The 15083-nt window shown below is 68.1% G+C and carries 13 protein-coding genes; 6 read left to right on the top strand and 7 right to left on the bottom strand.

Annotated features, from left to right (window positions below; genetic code table 11):
- Nucleotides 1-11: 11 nt before the first annotated feature.
- Both fdhD and AB0M74_RS21410 read right to left on the bottom strand, forming a co-directional pair.
- Entirely contained in the window at nucleotides 12-875 is an 864-nt protein-coding gene (gene fdhD / locus AB0M74_RS21405) for a formate dehydrogenase accessory sulfurtransferase FdhD (protein WP_366528022.1), read from the bottom strand.
- Between the two features lie 48 nt (nucleotides 876-923).
- A complete protein-coding gene (locus AB0M74_RS21410) occupies nucleotides 924-3233 on the bottom strand; it encodes an FdhF/YdeP family oxidoreductase (protein ID WP_366528060.1) in 2310 nt (769 codons plus the stop codon).
- A gap of 527 nt (nucleotides 3234-3760) precedes the next feature.
- Here AB0M74_RS21410 and AB0M74_RS21415 point away from each other — a divergent pair.
- Together AB0M74_RS21415 and AB0M74_RS21420 are read left to right on the top strand one after the other, a co-directional pair.
- Entirely contained in the window at nucleotides 3761-4699 is a 939-nt protein-coding gene (locus AB0M74_RS21415; RefSeq protein WP_366528023.1) for a hypothetical protein, read from the top strand.
- 87 nt (nucleotides 4700-4786) lie between these two features.
- The gene (locus tag AB0M74_RS21420; protein ID WP_366528024.1) at nucleotides 4787-5032 is read left to right on the top strand and encodes a hypothetical protein; all 246 of its coding nucleotides are present in this window, start codon (nucleotides 4787-4789) and stop codon (nucleotides 5030-5032) included.
- A 4-nt stretch (nucleotides 5033-5036) separates the two neighbouring features.
- On the opposite strand, the gene AB0M74_RS21425 is transcribed toward AB0M74_RS21420, so the two are convergent.
- The 3 genes from AB0M74_RS21425 to AB0M74_RS21435 all read right to left on the bottom strand — a co-directional run bounded on the left by AB0M74_RS21425 (nucleotide 5037) and on the right by AB0M74_RS21435 (nucleotide 8683).
- The gene (locus AB0M74_RS21425) at nucleotides 5037-6209 is read right to left on the bottom strand and encodes an FHA domain-containing protein (protein ID WP_366528025.1); all 1173 of its coding nucleotides are present in this window, start codon (nucleotides 6207-6209) and stop codon (nucleotides 5037-5039) included.
- Nucleotides 6210-6375: 166 nt separating this feature from the next.
- The gene (locus AB0M74_RS21430) at nucleotides 6376-7212 is read right to left on the bottom strand and encodes an NAD(P)H-binding protein (RefSeq protein WP_366528026.1); all 837 of its coding nucleotides are present in this window, start codon (nucleotides 7210-7212) and stop codon (nucleotides 6376-6378) included.
- A 49-nt stretch (nucleotides 7213-7261) separates the two neighbouring features.
- A complete protein-coding gene (locus tag AB0M74_RS21435; RefSeq protein WP_366528027.1) occupies nucleotides 7262-8683 on the bottom strand; it encodes a DHA2 family efflux MFS transporter permease subunit in 1422 nt (473 codons plus the stop codon).
- 130 nt (nucleotides 8684-8813) lie between these two features.
- On the opposite strand from AB0M74_RS21435, the gene AB0M74_RS21440 reads away from it, so the two are divergent.
- Together AB0M74_RS21440 and AB0M74_RS21445 are read left to right on the top strand one after the other, a co-directional pair.
- On the top strand, nucleotides 8814-9485 hold the full coding sequence (locus AB0M74_RS21440; protein ID WP_366528028.1) for a TetR/AcrR family transcriptional regulator: 672 nt from the start codon (nucleotides 8814-8816) through the stop codon (nucleotides 9483-9485).
- A gap of 20 nt (nucleotides 9486-9505) precedes the next feature.
- Complete coding sequence (locus AB0M74_RS21445) at nucleotides 9506-10033, top strand: GNAT family N-acetyltransferase (protein WP_366528029.1); 528 nt, start codon at nucleotides 9506-9508, stop codon at nucleotides 10031-10033.
- Here AB0M74_RS21445 and AB0M74_RS21450 read toward each other — a convergent pair.
- Together AB0M74_RS21450 and AB0M74_RS21455 are read right to left on the bottom strand one after the other, a co-directional pair.
- On the bottom strand, nucleotides 10030-11583 hold the full coding sequence (locus AB0M74_RS21450; RefSeq protein ID WP_366528030.1) for a glycerol-3-phosphate dehydrogenase/oxidase: 1554 nt from the start codon (nucleotides 11581-11583) through the stop codon (nucleotides 10030-10032). The two genes, AB0M74_RS21445 and AB0M74_RS21450, sit on opposite strands and share 4 nt — an antisense overlap.
- 126 nt (nucleotides 11584-11709) lie before the next feature.
- Nucleotides 11710-12369 carry a helix-turn-helix domain-containing protein gene (locus AB0M74_RS21455; protein ID WP_366528061.1) on the bottom strand — a complete coding sequence of 220 codons (660 nt, stop codon included), beginning with the start codon at nucleotides 12367-12369 and terminating at the stop codon, nucleotides 11710-11712.
- Between the two features lie 169 nt (nucleotides 12370-12538).
- On the opposite strand from AB0M74_RS21455, the gene AB0M74_RS21460 reads away from it, so the two are divergent.
- Together AB0M74_RS21460 and AB0M74_RS21465 are read left to right on the top strand one after the other, a co-directional pair.
- A complete protein-coding gene (locus tag AB0M74_RS21460) occupies nucleotides 12539-14116 on the top strand; it encodes an FAD-binding oxidoreductase (RefSeq protein ID WP_366528062.1) in 1578 nt (525 codons plus the stop codon).
- A complete protein-coding gene (locus AB0M74_RS21465) occupies nucleotides 14113-15072 on the top strand; it encodes a diacylglycerol kinase (protein ID WP_366528031.1) in 960 nt (319 codons plus the stop codon). Before AB0M74_RS21460 ends, AB0M74_RS21465 begins: the two co-directional genes overlap by 4 nt.
- Nucleotides 15073-15083: the final 11 nt, after the last annotated feature.

The raw sequence follows: 15083 nt of genomic DNA on the forward strand, positions 1-15083 counted from the left end.
GAGGTGCACCGTCAGGGGCGGGTCCCTACGTTGGTGGGCACAATCGGCGCCTCGGCGACCGATGTGCGGTCGATCCGGTGCCCACCGGTGTAGATGTTCATGGTCCGACCGCGGAGGAAACCGACAAGGGTGAGGCCGGATTCGGCCGCCAAGTCGACGGCGAGCGAGCTGGGTGCGGAGACGGCGCCGAGCATCGGAATGCCTGCCATCACCGCTTTCTGCACCAATTCGAAGGAGGCGCGGCCACTGACGATCAGCACCAGATCGGGGGCGGGGATACGGTTTTCGCGCAGTGCCCAGCCGAGCACCTTGTCGACGGCATTGTGCCTGCCGATGTCCTCGCGGACAGCGAGGGCGGTGCCGTCCGCGCTGAAAAGCCCCGCCGCGTGCAGACCGCCGGTGGCGTCGAAAACGCCTTGGCGGGTGCGCAATTCGGTGGGCAGGGTGGTGAGGGTGGCGAGGTCCAGGAGGAGGCCGTCGGCCGGTATCGGGAATCGGGTGCGGGTGCGCACCTCCTCGAGTGCGGTCTTGCCGCAGAGCCCGCAGGCGCCGGTGGTGAGGACGTGGCGCCCGCGTACCGGGACCGGCGTGCGCAAGTGGACGTCGAGGACGTTGTAGGTGTTGTGCCCGTTCTCGTCGGTGCCCGCGCAGTAGCGTGCGCTCACCACATCATCGGTGGCGCCGATGATGCCCTCGCCCAAGAGAAATCCGTGCACCAGGTCGATATCGCTGCCCGGAGTGCGCATGGTGACGGTGAGTTGCTCTCCGCCGAGGCGGATTTCGAGCGGCTCCTCCACCGCGAGGGTGTCGGGCCTGGTGATCTCACCGTGGGAGGTGATACGGATCGTCGGACGGCGTGCGGTCACTCTACTCACGACGGCACCCTCGCGCTCTCGGCGGGCGATCGGTGACGGTCTGCGCGATCACGACGGCTGCCCGATATGCGTATGCCGCTCGAGCCGGATGGTCACCGCTTTGGACACCGGGGTATTCGACCGTGCCGCAACATGATCCAACGGAACCAACGGATTGGTCTCCGGATAGTAGGCGGCGGCGTTACCGCGCGGGGTCGAGTAACCGATGAGGCGGAAGCCGGTCACCTTGCGTTCGGTGCCATCGGTCCACTCCGAGATCAGATCCACCAATTCACCTTCCGCGAAGCCCAATTCGCTGATGTCCTCGGCGTTCACCAGGATCACCTTGCGGCCGCCGTGCACGCCGCGGTATCGGTCGTCCAAGCCGTAGATGGTGGTGTTGTACTGGTCGTGGCTGCGCAGCGTCTGCAAGATCAGCTTGCCGTCGGGAACCGGAGTCCAGGTGAGATCGTTCACCGCGAAGTTGGCTTTACCTGTGGTGGTGCGGAATTCGCGGGAGTCACGCGGCGGATGGGGCAGTACGAAGCCGTTGCGCTGCCGGACCCTGGTGTTGTAGTCGGCGCAGCCGGGCACCACGCGCGCGATCGCGTTGCGGATCTTGTCGTAGTCGCGCTGGTACTGCGCCCACGGCACCGGGTGATCGGCGCCGAACAGGGCCTGCGCGAGTTCGCAGACGATGGCGACCTCGCTGCGCAGCTGGTCGCTCACCGGCTTCAGTCGGCCGGTGGACAGATGCACCATCGACATCGAATCCTCCACCGACACTTGCTGTTTCACGCCGTCCTGCAGGTCTTCGTCGGTGCGGCCGAGGGTGGGCAGGATCAGCGCGGTCCGCCCGTGCACAACGTGGCTGCGGTTGAGTTTGGTGGAGATCTGCACGGTGAGCGCGCAGTCGCGTAGCGCCGCCTCGGTGACCTCGGTATCGGGCGTCGCGGAGACGAAGTTGCCGCCCATTCCGAGGAACACCTTCGCTGTGCCCTCGCGCATGGCGCGGATGGCGTCGACGGTGTCGAGGCCGTGCTTGCGTGGGCTGGTGATGCCGAACTCGTGATCGAGCGCGTCGAGGAAGGAGTCTGGCATTTTCTCCCAGATGCCCATGGTGCGATCGCCCTGCACGTTCGAGTGACCGCGTACCGGGCATACACCGGCTCCCGGCTTACCGATCATGCCGCGCAGCAACAGCAGATTGGTCGCCTCCTCGATGGTGGCGACGCCGTGCTTCTGCTGGGTGAGGCCCATCGCCCAGCAGATGATGATGTTCTTCGATTCGGCCAGCAGCCGGGCAGTGCGGTGGAGCTCGTCCTCGGTCAGCCCGGTCGCCGCTCGGACGGTGTCGATATCGACGGTCCGGACATTCTTTTCGTATTCCGCGAAGCCTGCGCAATGCGCGTCGACGAATTCGCGGTCCACCACCGTTCCCGGCGCGGCGTCCTCGGCCTCGAACAACAGGCGGCTGAGCCCCTGGAACAGCGCCAGGTCACCGCCGAGGCGGATCTGGAGGAAGTCGTCGGCGATGGACACGCCGTTGGTGAAGCCCCTGACGGTCTGCGGATCGCGGAAGCCGAGCAACCCGGTCTCGGGCAGCGGATTGACGGCGATGACCCTGGCGCCCTTTGCCTTCGCGCCCGCCAGCGCGCTCAGCATGCGCGGATGATTGGTGCCCGGGTTCTGGCCTGCGACGATGATGAGGTCGGCGGCATCGAAGTCGTCGATCGAGACCGAGCCCTTGCCGATACCGATGGAACCAGTCAGTGCGGTGCCGGAGGATTCGTGGCACATGTTCGAGCAGTCCGGCAGATTGTTGGTGCCGTAGCTGCGCACCAGCAGCTGATAGAGGAACGCGGTCTCATTGGCAGTGCGCCCCGAGGTGTAGAAGAGCGCCTCGTCCGGCGTCGCCAAGGCACGCAGCTGCTGCGCGATCAGCTGGTAGGCATCGGCCCATTCGATGGGCGCGTAGTGGGTGGCGCCGGGGCGCAGCACCATCGGATGGGTGAGCCTGCCCTGCTGGCCGAGCCAGTAGCCGGACTTGTCGGCGAGCTCCTCGACGGAGTGCGCGGCGAAGAATTCGGGGGTGACGGTGCGCAGCGTCGCCTCCTCGGCGACCGCCTTGGCGCCGTTCTCGCAGAACTCGGCAGGACGACGATGACCACTCGGCTCGGGCCAGGCACAACCTGGGCAGTCGAAACCGTGCACCTGGTTGACCCTGGCCAGCGTGCGGGCGGTGCGGACCACGCCCATCTCCTCGACCGCGCGTTTGAGCGCGACGGCGACGGCCGTGACACCGGCCGCCTGCTTCTTCGGTTCGGACACGCTCAGCGCGGTCTCGTCGATGTCGCGTGTCGGCCCATTACGGTGCATGGTCGTCATTGTCCTCTCCGCAGGGAGGCTGTCTCGGCGCGGACGAGATAACCCTGTCCGGTCGTGCGTACCCGCCGGAGGTCCGCAGCGCAACCGCAGCACGCGACAGGGCCGACTTCGAGGCCGCGACCACGACCCGGCTGCGGCACGGAGATGACCCGACCGCGGTACACCGGGAGGTGCGACCGCTGCGCGCGGCAAGGCTCGAGCGCGGTACGCGGGATGGTGTGGACTGCGGCGTGCGGGGCGACTCGGTCGCTAGGTATTTCCCAAGCATGGGGATCCTGGCCAGTAGCCCGTGCCTACGCTGCCCGCGTAGCGCGAACTGATCGATTGCCGAATCCAGATCCGACTCTCGGCGAGATGCTTGGCAACTGCCTGGTTTCAACCAGGTCGGCTGGAACAGCGGTAGGGACGTCTAGGAGATTGCGGTGGGTAAGAGTCGCGGAGTTCATCTGTGCGGCAGTGTTCCTCTGGCGGATGCGCGGACTGTCTTCTCGGAGGCGGCACGACGAATCGGAACTCACTTGACGCGAATTCCGGATGGCGAGACCGGAGTGCGGGACAACTGGGTGGTGTGGCAACTGCCCAAGATGCAGGCGCATCCGGACCTGGAGACCGTTCCGCCGCCCAGCCCGGAGTACGGGCCCAGCGAACGCGTGCAGCCCAAGCCGGGCGTGGACGCAGCGTCGATCGACTTCGGTGCTCTGGGTTACGCGCAGGCCGCTCTCGAGTCCTGGCAGGTGTTCCGGCAACTGCGCGAGGATGGCACGATTCCGGCGAGGATCCGGTTCCAGGTCAGCTTGCCGACGCCCATCGCGGTGATCGGGGCATTCGTCGCGGGACCACAGGGGGAGTTGGAGCGCCGATACGAGGCGCGTCTGCTCGACGAACTCGCCGCTATCTGTGCGGTGATACCGGCGGAAGATCTTGCGGTGCAATGGGATGCCGCGGTCGAGTTCGCCATCTTCGAGGGCGTCTTTCCCTCCTGGTTCGGGGTCGACTATCCGACGCAGCTCAAGGAAGTGGGGCAGCGGCTCGTCCGGCTGGGCGCCGCCGTGCCCGAACCGGTGGAGGTCGGCTACCACCTCTGCTATGGAGATTTCGGGCACCGTCACTTCGTCGAACCCGCCGATACCGGCCGACTCGCCGCCGTCGCCGGTCGCGTTCTTGCCGGACTGGACCGGCCGGTCAACTGGTTCCACCTGCCGGTCCCGCGCTCGCGCACCGATGCGGACTACTTCAAGCCCCTTGCCGACCTCGCCCTTCCACCTGAGACAGACCTGCACCTGGGCCTGGTCCACGCCACCGACGGCAGGCAGGGCGCACTCCAGCGCATCGAAGCCGCCCGCGGCACGGTCACCGAGTTCGGCATCGCCACCGAGTGCGGCATGGGCCGCCGCTCGGCAGACCAGATCCCCGCCTTGTTCGACCTGCACGCGGAACTGGCGGACTCCTTGGCTTGAACTCGGATTCCTCGGCGCGCCGGGGCGGTGATCTCCGAACGCCGGCGTTGATCCTCAAAGGCTGTGGGCTGGCATAGTTTCGGAGCGGTGGCTGCCGACGGCACTGATCACGTCATTGTCATCGATCGCTTCGCGCTGGTGTTCGTCTCGAGGTCGGTGTTGTCACAGGCGGGGCAGTCGGTGCGGCCGTGCTCGGCCATCATCCCGCCGCCCTGGCCGTGGCCCAAGCATGCGGTGCACCACCGGGTCGAGATTCCCAGCGCGGCACTGAACGACCCACGCGCGGACGACTGGTCCGCACTGGCCTCCGGCGGCGGTCACGACAAACCGTGAGCGTTCAGGGGCGGCGGCGTTCACCGGAGATCTCGGTGGCGTCCTTGCGCCGATCTTCGATGCGATGGGTGGCGATTCGCTCACCGATGCGGACACTCCAGCCGGGCGGGAGTTCGATGGGGGCGGTGCCGACGCGGGTCCACTGCTCGGCGCCGGGCGCCGCGATGAACGTTCCCGCGGGAGTGGATGCGTCGCGCACATAGACCTTGCCGTGTTCGAGCGAGACATAGGCGTGCACCCGTGAGACGTGCCGATCGCGCGGGACAGCGATGGGTGAGGCGGCAGCGGTGCGCACCGAATCGTCGGACATGGGGCTGCGGCCGATGACGTACGGGCGGTCGAGCGGGTAGGCGGCGCCGTCCTCGAAGACGAGTGTGCCGGTGGCCGGACCGAGTGTCGAGGCTGCCGATCCGCTGCCGGCGGGATGTACGCGCCGCGGGCGCGCGCCACCATGGGCCGGAACCTTGTCCAGTGCCACAGGCTGCGGTCGCGACGATGTGGTCGGTCGGGTCGCCTCCGATATCTCCGACCAGGCCGGTGGCCCCACCCGGGTACCGATCTCCGCAGGTGCCCGGGCTTCGTCGCTGGACTGAGTATCGGATTCCGACAGTGCGACCATACCGGCCGGGGCCGTCGGTGGCGGCTCGTTCCCGGCGACGGACGGCGGCGCGGCGGGCGCCGGGCGCGCGGACTTCCCGGTTTTCCGCACCGCGACGCGAAACACGAAACCACCTCCGGGAACCACGCCGTCGCGCAAATTGCTGCGCGGGTGCGTGGCCAAGGGAAGCGCGGTGTCGGCGCCGACCGAAATCTGCCGCACCGGCTCGCGCACGATCTCGTCCACCCAGGTGAACGCACGCGCGCCGGCCAGTCGCCTGGTCCCCTCCGCGCCCTGGATCTCGGCGCTCACCGGCCCGCGCAACAGGATGACCGTGCCATCGCCGGTCGGCGCGACCACGCCGAACGGTGGTGGCTCCGACCCGCCGCCGAACACCACCGCGGCCAGGCGTTGCACGATCGCCGCGCCGGGATGCTCGCCATCGGCGACGGCTTCGATCGCGCCGAGTATGCGGTCGGTGGAAGACGTTTCGCCTGGCAGGTACACCACGACCGCACCGAAGCGTGCGATCAAACCATCGCCCGGCGCGATTCCAACGGTGGACGGGTCCTTCGGCACCCGTGCCCTCCTTCCCGGCGCACTACGGCCCCCAGCATAGAGCGTGCAGTACACCCGGAACGGGCGCGGCGAACAACCGCAGGGCGGGCACGGGGGTGTCCATGCCCGCCCTGTTGTCGATGGTGCGCGAGGTGGCGCTGTCGGTCGTCTTGCGGGCGTTCGCAGTTCAGGCGGCGAATACCGCGGCGTTGTCACGAATCCAGTCGGCGAAAGTGCGGGCCGGGTGGCCGGTGAGGATGGCGACCGTGTCGGTGATCACGGTGGGCACCCCGTCACAGCGCCGCCAGTAGTCGAGCAGGCCGTCGGCATAGTGGGCGGGGATGTACTCGGCCATCTCCTGCCGCCAGGCGTCGGGGGTGACGTGGTCGACGGTGACGCTGCGACCGGTGAGCTCGGCGATCAGGTCGAGTTGTGCGGTGAAGGTGAGGGTTTGCGGGCCGGTGAGCCGGTAGACCTCGCCACGGTGTTCGGGCTGGGTGAGCAGGGCGTACACGGCCTCGGCGATGTCGAGTTCGTGGATCGGGTCGGCGTAGGCGTTGGGGTAGGGCAGGCTGACCGGGCGGTCGGCCTTGATCGAGAACGACCAGCCACGGGCATTGCCTGCGAAAGCGCCTGGTCGCAGCACAGTGACGGCCATCGGCGCATCCGCGAGTCCGAGTTCGGCATCGAGGTGCGACTTCGCGACCGGATTGGTGGCGGCGTCGGGGTCGAGCACCGAGGACGAGGACAGCAGCACGATGTGCTGGACTCCGGCTTCGGTTGCGGTGGTGACGAATTCGGCGATGTGCGCGGGCTCGGCGTAGAGGAATACCGAGGTGATGCCGGCAAGCGCGGCGGGGAAAGTGGTCGGGTCCCGCAGGTCGCACGCGACCGCGGACACCCCGTGGGGGAGTTCGAGCTGGTCGGGTCGGCCGGAGCCGACCCGGACGGCGTGGCCGTCGGCGCGCAGCAGGGTCAGCAGGTTGGTGGCGACCGCGCCGCGGCCTCCGGTGATGAGGATCATGACAACTCCATGGGGTCGTGCGATTGATGGTGTTCGATCGGTGTGCCGATCAGTGGCCTGCTGCCGGCGCTCGCCGCGGAAGCAGCCGGACAAGGCCGCAGCTGATCAGCGTGATCGCGGCGACGACGAGGAGGCTGACGGTCAATGCGTGGGCCTGCCCGGAACCGACGGTGTGGAAATAGACGGTGGTCACGGCGGCCGCACCGATGGCGTTGGCCAGTTGCTGCACGGCTGAGAGACAACCGCTGCCGCTACCGGTCTCCGCGGGGTCGATATCACCGATGGTGATCTGGAAAATGGTGCCGAAGCAGGTGCCCATGCCGACACCGAGAATGAAGACGGGTACAGCGAGAACCCATGCGGTGATACCGGTTCCTACGGTCAGCACGAGGCCGAGCAGCAGACCGGTGCCCGCCAGCGTGATCAGCAGCCCGATCCGGATGAGAGTGCGGCCGAGTTTCGCAAGCAGTTGGTGTGCGGCGACCGAGGCCACGATGATGCCGGCGGCCAGGGGGGCGAGGCCGAGTGCGGCGCCGGTCGGGGTGTAGCCGAGGCCGGTCTGCATGAACAGCGAGAGCACGTAGAGCAGACCGGACACCGCGGCGAAGAACACCAGGCCGAGCAGCAGGCCAGAGGTGAAACCGCGGTTGGCGAACAGCGACGGCTCGATGAGTGGATTCGCTGCGGTGAGCTGGCGGCGGGCGAAGAGTGCGAAGGCCACCGCGGCTGCGGCGAGATAGCCGCAGGGTGCGGCGGTCCAGCCGTTGGTCGAACCCTCGATGAGGCCGAACAGTGAACCGAACATGGCCGCGCCGAGCAGGGCGGAGCCGAGCGCATCGATGGTGACGGTGCGATCGCCGTCGTCGGCGGGCAGCAGGCGGTATGCGGCGGCGAAGGCGAGCGAGCCGAGCACGATATTGATCAGGAACATGGCCCGCCAGCCGAGGCCCAACAGGTCGGCGTCGATCAGGCAGCCCGCGAGGATCGGGCCACCGACCGCGGAAAGGCCGAGGGCCGGGCCGAACACGCCGAAGGCTTTGCCGAGCTGTTCGCGCGGGAAGACCTGGGTGAGGATGCCGAAACCCTGTGGGATGAGGAGTGCGCCGAACGCGCCCTGGACAAGTCGTGCTGCGACGATCGAGGTCGGGTCGATGGCGAGGCCGCAGGCGACCGAAGCCACGGTGAAGCCGGCGATGCCGATCAGGAACAGACGACGGGTGCCGAAGCGATCGCCGAGTCTGCCGCCGACGACGAGCAGGACGCCGAGTGCGAGGGCATAGCTCGCGCCTAGCCACTGGATCAGTGACTGGCCGCCGCCGAGGTCGTTCGCGATGGTCGGCGCGGCGATGTTGGTGATCGTGGAGTCGAGCAGATCGAGGATGTCAGCCGCGAGGATGACGGCCAATATCGCCCACATGCGGGCTCTGACCTGGGTGTTTGCCGCCGTTTCCGGATGCGTGATGGTGGACATCGGGTTTCCCCTTCAAGGAAGAAATTGGGCGAACATTGATCGTTACGAACGATGTTCGATCGATTCGAATCTAGAAGACGAACACTGTTCGTGTCAAACGGTGTTCGTTGGGGAGCGTATGCTCGTCGTCATGAGCTCCGCACCCGTCAGCCGCCGGGCCCGTCCCGCAAAGGCGCCACTCAGTCGCGATGCCATCGTCGAAACCGGTCTGCGCATCCTCGACAACGACGGCTTATCCGCCCTCACCATGCGTCGCGTCGCTCAGGACCTGGATACGGGTGCGGCGTCGCTGTATGTCTATGTCGCCAACCGGGACGATCTGATGGCCGCGATGCTCGACCATGTGCTCGGCACGGTGCCCGAGCCGGCCGATGGCACCTGGCGCGCACGGCTCGGCGAGCTTGTCGCGTCGACCGTGGCGGCCATGAGCAGGCACGAAGGTCTGGCGCTCGTCGCGCTCGGCTCGATTCCCGCCAGTCCCAACGCGCTGCTGCTCATCGAACGGATGCTGACGCTGCTCGACGAGGGCGGCCTGGACAAGAGGACCAATTCCTGGGCCGTCGACCTGCTCTACCTGCATATCACCGCGCAGGCCGCGGAGCAGAGCGCCTACAACGTCGGAGGGCGCGAAGAAAGCGACTACGTCGCCGAGGTCCAGCGGCATTTCGCGGAACTGCCTGCCGACCGGTATCCGATGCTTGTCGGCCTGCGCGAAGAAATGATGAGCGGCAACGGCGACGACCGTGAAGTATGGGCGCTGCGGGTGCTGATCAACGGCATCTTGGCCACCCCGGCCGAGTGAGCCCCGCGCGAGGAGCGGCAATGCAAGCGATTCGACCGGCGACCGAGAACGACCTGCCGGTCCTGCAGGACATCGAGCGCGCGGCGGGAAAGCCGTTCGCGGACATCGGCATGACGGCCGTCGCCGACGACGATCCGCCGCCATTGGACACCCTGCGCGAGTTCCGGCAAGCGGGGCGCGCGTGGGTGTGCGCCGATGACCTCGACCGCCCGATCGGTTACCTGATTCTCGGCATCGTCGACGGCGACGCACATGTCGATCAGGTGTCGGTGGATCCCGGGTATGCCGGCAACCGAATCGGCAAGCGACTCATCGACCACGCGGTCCGGTGGGCGAAAGCGCAAGGGCTGCCCGCCATGACACTGACCACCTTCACCGACGTCGCCTGGAACGGCCCGTACTACGAGCGGCTCGGTTTTCGCTACCTCAGCACCGCGGAAGAGACGCGGGAATTGCGCGAGATCCGCGCCGCCGAGGCGGCCAACGGGCTGGATCGGTGGCCGCGCGCCTGCATGCGCGCGGAGCTGGCGGGCTGGGTCTTCGACTAGCCGCCTGCCCGGGCGAAGGCGGCTTGCGCCGCGGGCAGGGCGGCGGCCCGGTCCGCGGCGACCAGGCCGATGCGGGTGCGCCGGTCGAGGAGGTCGTCGGTGTCCAGTGCGCCTTCGTGAGTGATGCCGAAAGCGAATTCCGCGGCAGTGACGTCGATGCCAGGGGCGACCTGCTCGAGTGCGACCGAATTGTCTTGTGCGACAGCGAGAACGGTGGGTGCTTCGCTGCCGTAGCGTTCGACGAGGATCGGTGGGCCGGCGATATGGTCGCGTGCGGCTCCGGATACCGCGCCGACCAACGGGAGACGCTTGGTGCGACAGGGCCCCGCGGTGAGGCCGCCATGGGCGACGGCGGCATCAACGGCGTCCTCGGCCATCTGGCGGTAGGTGGTGAGCTTGCCGCCGACGATGGTGATGACGCCGGTGGGGGAGTGCAGGACCGCGTGCTGACGGGAGATGTCGGCGGTGGCGTTGTCCGCGGTTTTCAGCAGCGGGCGCAGTCCCGCGTAGGTGCCGCGGATATCCGCGCGGGTCAACGGCTCGCGCAGTGCGGTGTTGATGGTGTCGAGCAGGAAATCGATCTCGGCCTCGGTGGGCTGCGGTTCGTCAGGAACCGGGCCTGGGGCGTCCTCGTCGGTGAGGCCGAGATACACCCGGCCGTGCGCGGCCGGGAACGCGAACACGAAGCGGCTGGTGGTACCGGGAATCGGCACCGTCAGCGAGGCGGTGAGGCCGCCGAAGGATTCGGCGTCGAACACCAGGTGGGTGCCGCGGCTGGGGCGTAGTTCGATGCTCGGGTCCACCTGATCGGCCCAGACTCCGGAGGCGTTGATGACGGTGCGGGGGCGAACGGTCATCGACTCGCCGGTCAAAGTGTCGCGCAGGGTCGCCGAATCGCCTTCGACAGCAACGGCTTCCACCCGGGTGAGCACCGTCGCGCCGTTGGCCGCCGCGGTACGGGCGAGCGCGACCACCAGTCGAGCGTCGTCGACGAGTTGTCCGTCCCAGGCCTGTAGACCGCCGCGCAGCCCGTCGCGCCGGACAGTCGGCGCCAGCCGCAGCGCCTCCGCGGTGGTGACGCGGCGCGAACGGGGCAGGATCGCGGCCGGGGTGCCCGCGGTGCGCCGCAGTACATCGCCCGCGACGAAACCGGCCCGAATCAGCGTGCTCTGCGCAACGCCGATATCCGGAAGCAGCGGTACGAGCTGCGGCAGCGGACGCACCAGATGCGGTGCGGTGGTACCGATCAGAATGCCGCGCTCGACGGCGCTCTCGTGCGCGATGCCGACCTGACCGCTCGCCAGGTAGCGCAGTCCACCGTGCACCAGTTTCGAGCTCCACCTCGAGGTTCCGAACGCCAGGTCCCGCCGTTCGACCAGCACTGTGCGCAGGCCGCGCGCGGCGGCATCGAGTGCGGCGCCCGCGCCGGTGACGCCGCCGCCGATCACCAGCACGTCGATCTCGGTGTCATCGCCGAGCTGCGCCAGCTCGCGGGAGCGCCGAGCGGCGTTCAGGGCGGAGTTGTCGATGGAGGCCGAATCAGCGGTCATCGCAGTCTCTTTTCGAGGTCGGACCTGCCGCAGGTGCGGAGGTGATCGATCGTTGACGATGCGGGTCGGGCGTCAGGGGACTGCAGTTGGCGATAGCGGGGCCGGTGAGGCCCGATGTTCGCTCGCTCATGCCCGCTCCTCCTGCGCGAGGTTCGATGATTCGACATCGCTGCTGTCGGCCGCGGCCGAGCCGGCAGGTGGAACAAGGTAACCGTCGATAGCGCGCGTCAATTCGGCGTCGAGTGCTGCTCCGTCGAGCAGGGCGGCGACGGTGCCCGCCGACTGCACCGCGGACTGGGCGATCAACAGCAGCATGGTCGCCATCTGCTCGGCGTCGCCGTCGCGGATCGTCGAATCTTGCTGGCCCTCGCGGATTCCCGTGGTGAACAGGTCGATCAGGTGGCGTTGGTTGCGGCCGAGGCGGCCGAACACGTAGGTGAGCATCAAGTCGGTGTCGGTGCGGAAGATCTTGCCGAACAACGGATTTGCTCGGATCGCCGCAGCGCCGGTGACAATGCCTCGGACCAGGCGGGTGCGCGCGGGTCCCACGGCAGGCATGGTCGCGGTGACGATCGCACGCAGCTCGCGCACCAGCAGTTCGGCCACCAGGGCTCCGGTGTCGGGCCAGCGCCGGTAGACGGTGGGCCTGCTTACCCGGGCTCGCCGTGCCACCTCGGTGAGGGTTGTGCGGCGCACGCCGAATTCCTCGACGCAGTCTCGTGCGGCGTCGAGAATGGCAAGGTCGGTCGCCGACAGTGTGGTGTCGGGCTCGTCGGGGGCAGGCATTCGGGGTGTCACCGCCGGGTGTGTCGAAATGGACAGGCATCGTTACTGCTTGACAGTATATGTCAAACTGTAACGCATGGTCGAGACGCAACAGCATGCCGACGAGGATTCGGCTTCCCGCTCGGACGCCCGAGCGGCAAAACCGGGGGTGCCGGAGCGGGCAGCGCATATGGTGTGGGACGCCTGGGGTGTTCCAGCTGGACACAAGCCGCTTTCGGAGCAGGTCCGTGGCCTGCTGGCGCAGGTTTTCGGGGTGTCCGGCGACCCGGTGGCACGCCGTGACGAGGCGGACGTACCGCTCCGCGCGTCGGTGCTGACGCCCGCCGGACGAGACGGGTTGGCCGAGGTGGTCGGCGTGGACCACGTGTCGGTCGACCACCACGATCGGCTGCTGCATGCAGGCGGCAAGAGCACCCCTGACCTGCTGCGCCGACGTGCCGTCGAGCCGCAGGAAGCACCGGATGCGGTCGTGTTTCCCGGCGGCCACGAGCAGGTGCTCGCGGTATTGGCCTATTGCGCTGACCACGCCATCGCGGTGGTTCCCTTCGGTGGCGGCACCAGCGTGGTCGGCGGCGTCGACCCGGTACGGGGCCGCTTCGAGGCGGTCATCGCGCTGGACCTGCGTCGCCTCGACACCGTCTCGGGCATCGATCCGGTGAGCGCGACGGCCACGCTGGGCGCTGGTCTCACCGGCCCGCGCGCCGAGGCATTGCTCGCCGACCGGGGACTTTCGCTGGGCCACTTCCCGCAGAGCTTCGAATTCGCGAGCATCGGCGGTTTCGCGGCCACCCGGTCCTCCGGACAGGCGTCCGCGGGCTACGGCCGCTTCGACGATATGGTCCAGCACCTGAAGATCGCCACGCCCAGCGGCACGCTGGAACTCGGCCGCGCCCCCGCTTCGGCCGCGGGTCCGGACCTGCGCGAACTGTTCGTCGGTTCGGAAGGCACCCTCGGCGTGATTACCGAGGTCACCCTGCGGGTGCATCCGGTGCCGGAAACCACTGCCTACCGGGCCTGGTCGTTCCCCGACTTCGCCACCGGCGCAGCCGCACTGCGCTCGGTGGTGCAGACGGGTGCGGCGCCGACGGTGCTGCGCCTGTCCGACGAGGTCGAGACCGGCGTCAACTTGGCCCGCTCCGGTGATGTCGGCGGCACCCCAGTGTCGGGCTGCCTGGCTATCACCACGTTCGAAGGCACCGAAGCCCACGTCGCGGCGCGCAGCGCCGAGGCGAGTGTGTTGTTGGCGGCGGCGGGCGGTACCGACTTGGGTGCGACCCCTGCCGAGGAGTGGGAGCACGGCCGCTTCGCCGCACCGTACATGCGTGACGCGCTGCTCGATGCCGGGGTGCTGTGCGAGACGCTGGAGACCGCGACCATCTGGTCGAATCTCGACAACCTCAAGGCGAAGGTCACTGCGGCACTGACGGATTCACTGGCCGGACAGGGTACGCCGCCACTGGTGATGTGCCATATCTCGCACACCTACCCGACGGGTGCCTCGCTGTACTTCACGATCATCGCCAAGCAATTGGATGATCCGATCTCACAGTGGGGCCTCGCCAAGCACGCGGTCGGCGACGCCATCGTGGCCGCGGGCGGCACCATCACCCACCATCATGCGGTCGGCACCGACCACCGCCCCTGGATGTCCGCGGAGGTCGGCGACCTGGGTGTCCGGGTATTGCGCGCGGTGAAACAGGAATTGGACCCCGCAGGGATCCTCAATCCTGGAAAGCTGGTCCCGTGACGGAGGACTCGACGCGCATCGTCGGCGCGGTCACCGTGGTGACCAACCCCATGTCCGGAGTCGGCCGTGGGCACGACGTCGCGGCCGCCGCAGTGGCCCGATTCACCGAACGTGGTGTCGCGGTCACCGAGGTGCGTGCGCCATCAGCCGCCGAATCTGTTCGCCTGGTACGGGATTCGATCTCCCGGGTGGATCAGGTGCCGGACGCGGTGGTGTGCATCGGCGGGGACGGTCTGGTCAACGTAGTCCTCGAAGCACTGGCGCAGACCGGTGTGCCGCTCGGACTCGTCCCCGCGGGCACCGGCAACGATCTCGCCAGGGAACTCGGTGTCCCCACCGACGATCCGGTGGCCGCCGCGGACCTCGTTCTCGACGGCCACACTCGCACCATCGATCTCGGTCGGATCGAATCGCCCGGGTCGGAGCCGATGTGGTTCGCCACGGTGGCAGGCACGGGGTTCGATGCCCGAGTCACTTTGCGCGCCAACGGCATGCGCTGGCCGAAGGGCCCACTGCGATACACGTTCGCGGCGCTGGCCGAGATCTCCGGTCGCTTCACCGTGCCCTATCGGATCGAGCTGACCGGGGTCGCGCCGGGCGCACTGGACAATCCGGCGACCGACACAGTCGTGGAAACGGCGGCGGTCATGGTCGCGGTGGGCAACACCCGCACCTACGGCGGCGGCATGCTGATCTGCCCGGACGCGATCATGGACGACGGTCTGCTCGACCTGACCGTGGTCGGTGCGGTATCGCGACTGGACATGCTCCGGATGCTTCCCGCGCTGTCGGCGGGCAAGCGGATCGACCATCCGGCAACCAAGCAGTATCGAACCGCGCAGGTGACGTTGACCGCCGCGGGCGCCCCCGCCACCGCCGACGGTGAACCGGCGGGCACCCTGCCGGTCACGATCAGTGCCGTACCCGGTGCGCTCACCGTGCTGGTTCGCCGATAGACGTCGGATCC

This window comes from Nocardia sp. NPDC051463 (assembly GCF_040681975.1).
Classification (GTDB): Bacteria; Actinomycetota; Actinomycetes; order Mycobacteriales; family Mycobacteriaceae; genus Nocardia.

What these genes read in the sequence shown, in the direction of transcription:
- AB0M74_RS21410 (WP_366528060.1), bottom strand. Translation starts at nt 3,233, where the DNA reads ATGCACCGTAATGGGCCGACACGCGACATCGACGAGACCGCGCTGAGC.
- AB0M74_RS21430 (WP_366528026.1), bottom strand. Translation starts at nt 7,212, where the DNA reads ATGATCCTCATCACCGGAGGCCGCGGCGCGGTCGCCACCAACCTGCTG.
- AB0M74_RS21435 (WP_366528027.1), bottom strand. Translation starts at nt 8,683, where the DNA reads ATGTCCACCATCACGCATCCGGAAACGGCGGCAAACACCCAGGTCAGA.
- AB0M74_RS21440 (WP_366528028.1), top strand. Translation starts at nt 8,814, where the DNA reads ATGAGCTCCGCACCCGTCAGCCGCCGGGCCCGTCCCGCAAAGGCGCCA.
- AB0M74_RS21445 (WP_366528029.1), top strand. Translation starts at nt 9,506, where the DNA reads ATGCAAGCGATTCGACCGGCGACCGAGAACGACCTGCCGGTCCTGCAG.
- AB0M74_RS21450 (WP_366528030.1), bottom strand. Translation starts at nt 11,583, where the DNA reads ATGACCGCTGATTCGGCCTCCATCGACAACTCCGCCCTGAACGCCGCT.
- AB0M74_RS21455 (WP_366528061.1), bottom strand. Translation starts at nt 12,369, where the DNA reads ATGCCTGCCCCCGACGAGCCCGACACCACACTGTCGGCGACCGACCTT.
- AB0M74_RS21460 (WP_366528062.1), top strand. Translation starts at nt 12,539, where the DNA reads ATGGTGTGGGACGCCTGGGGTGTTCCAGCTGGACACAAGCCGCTTTCG.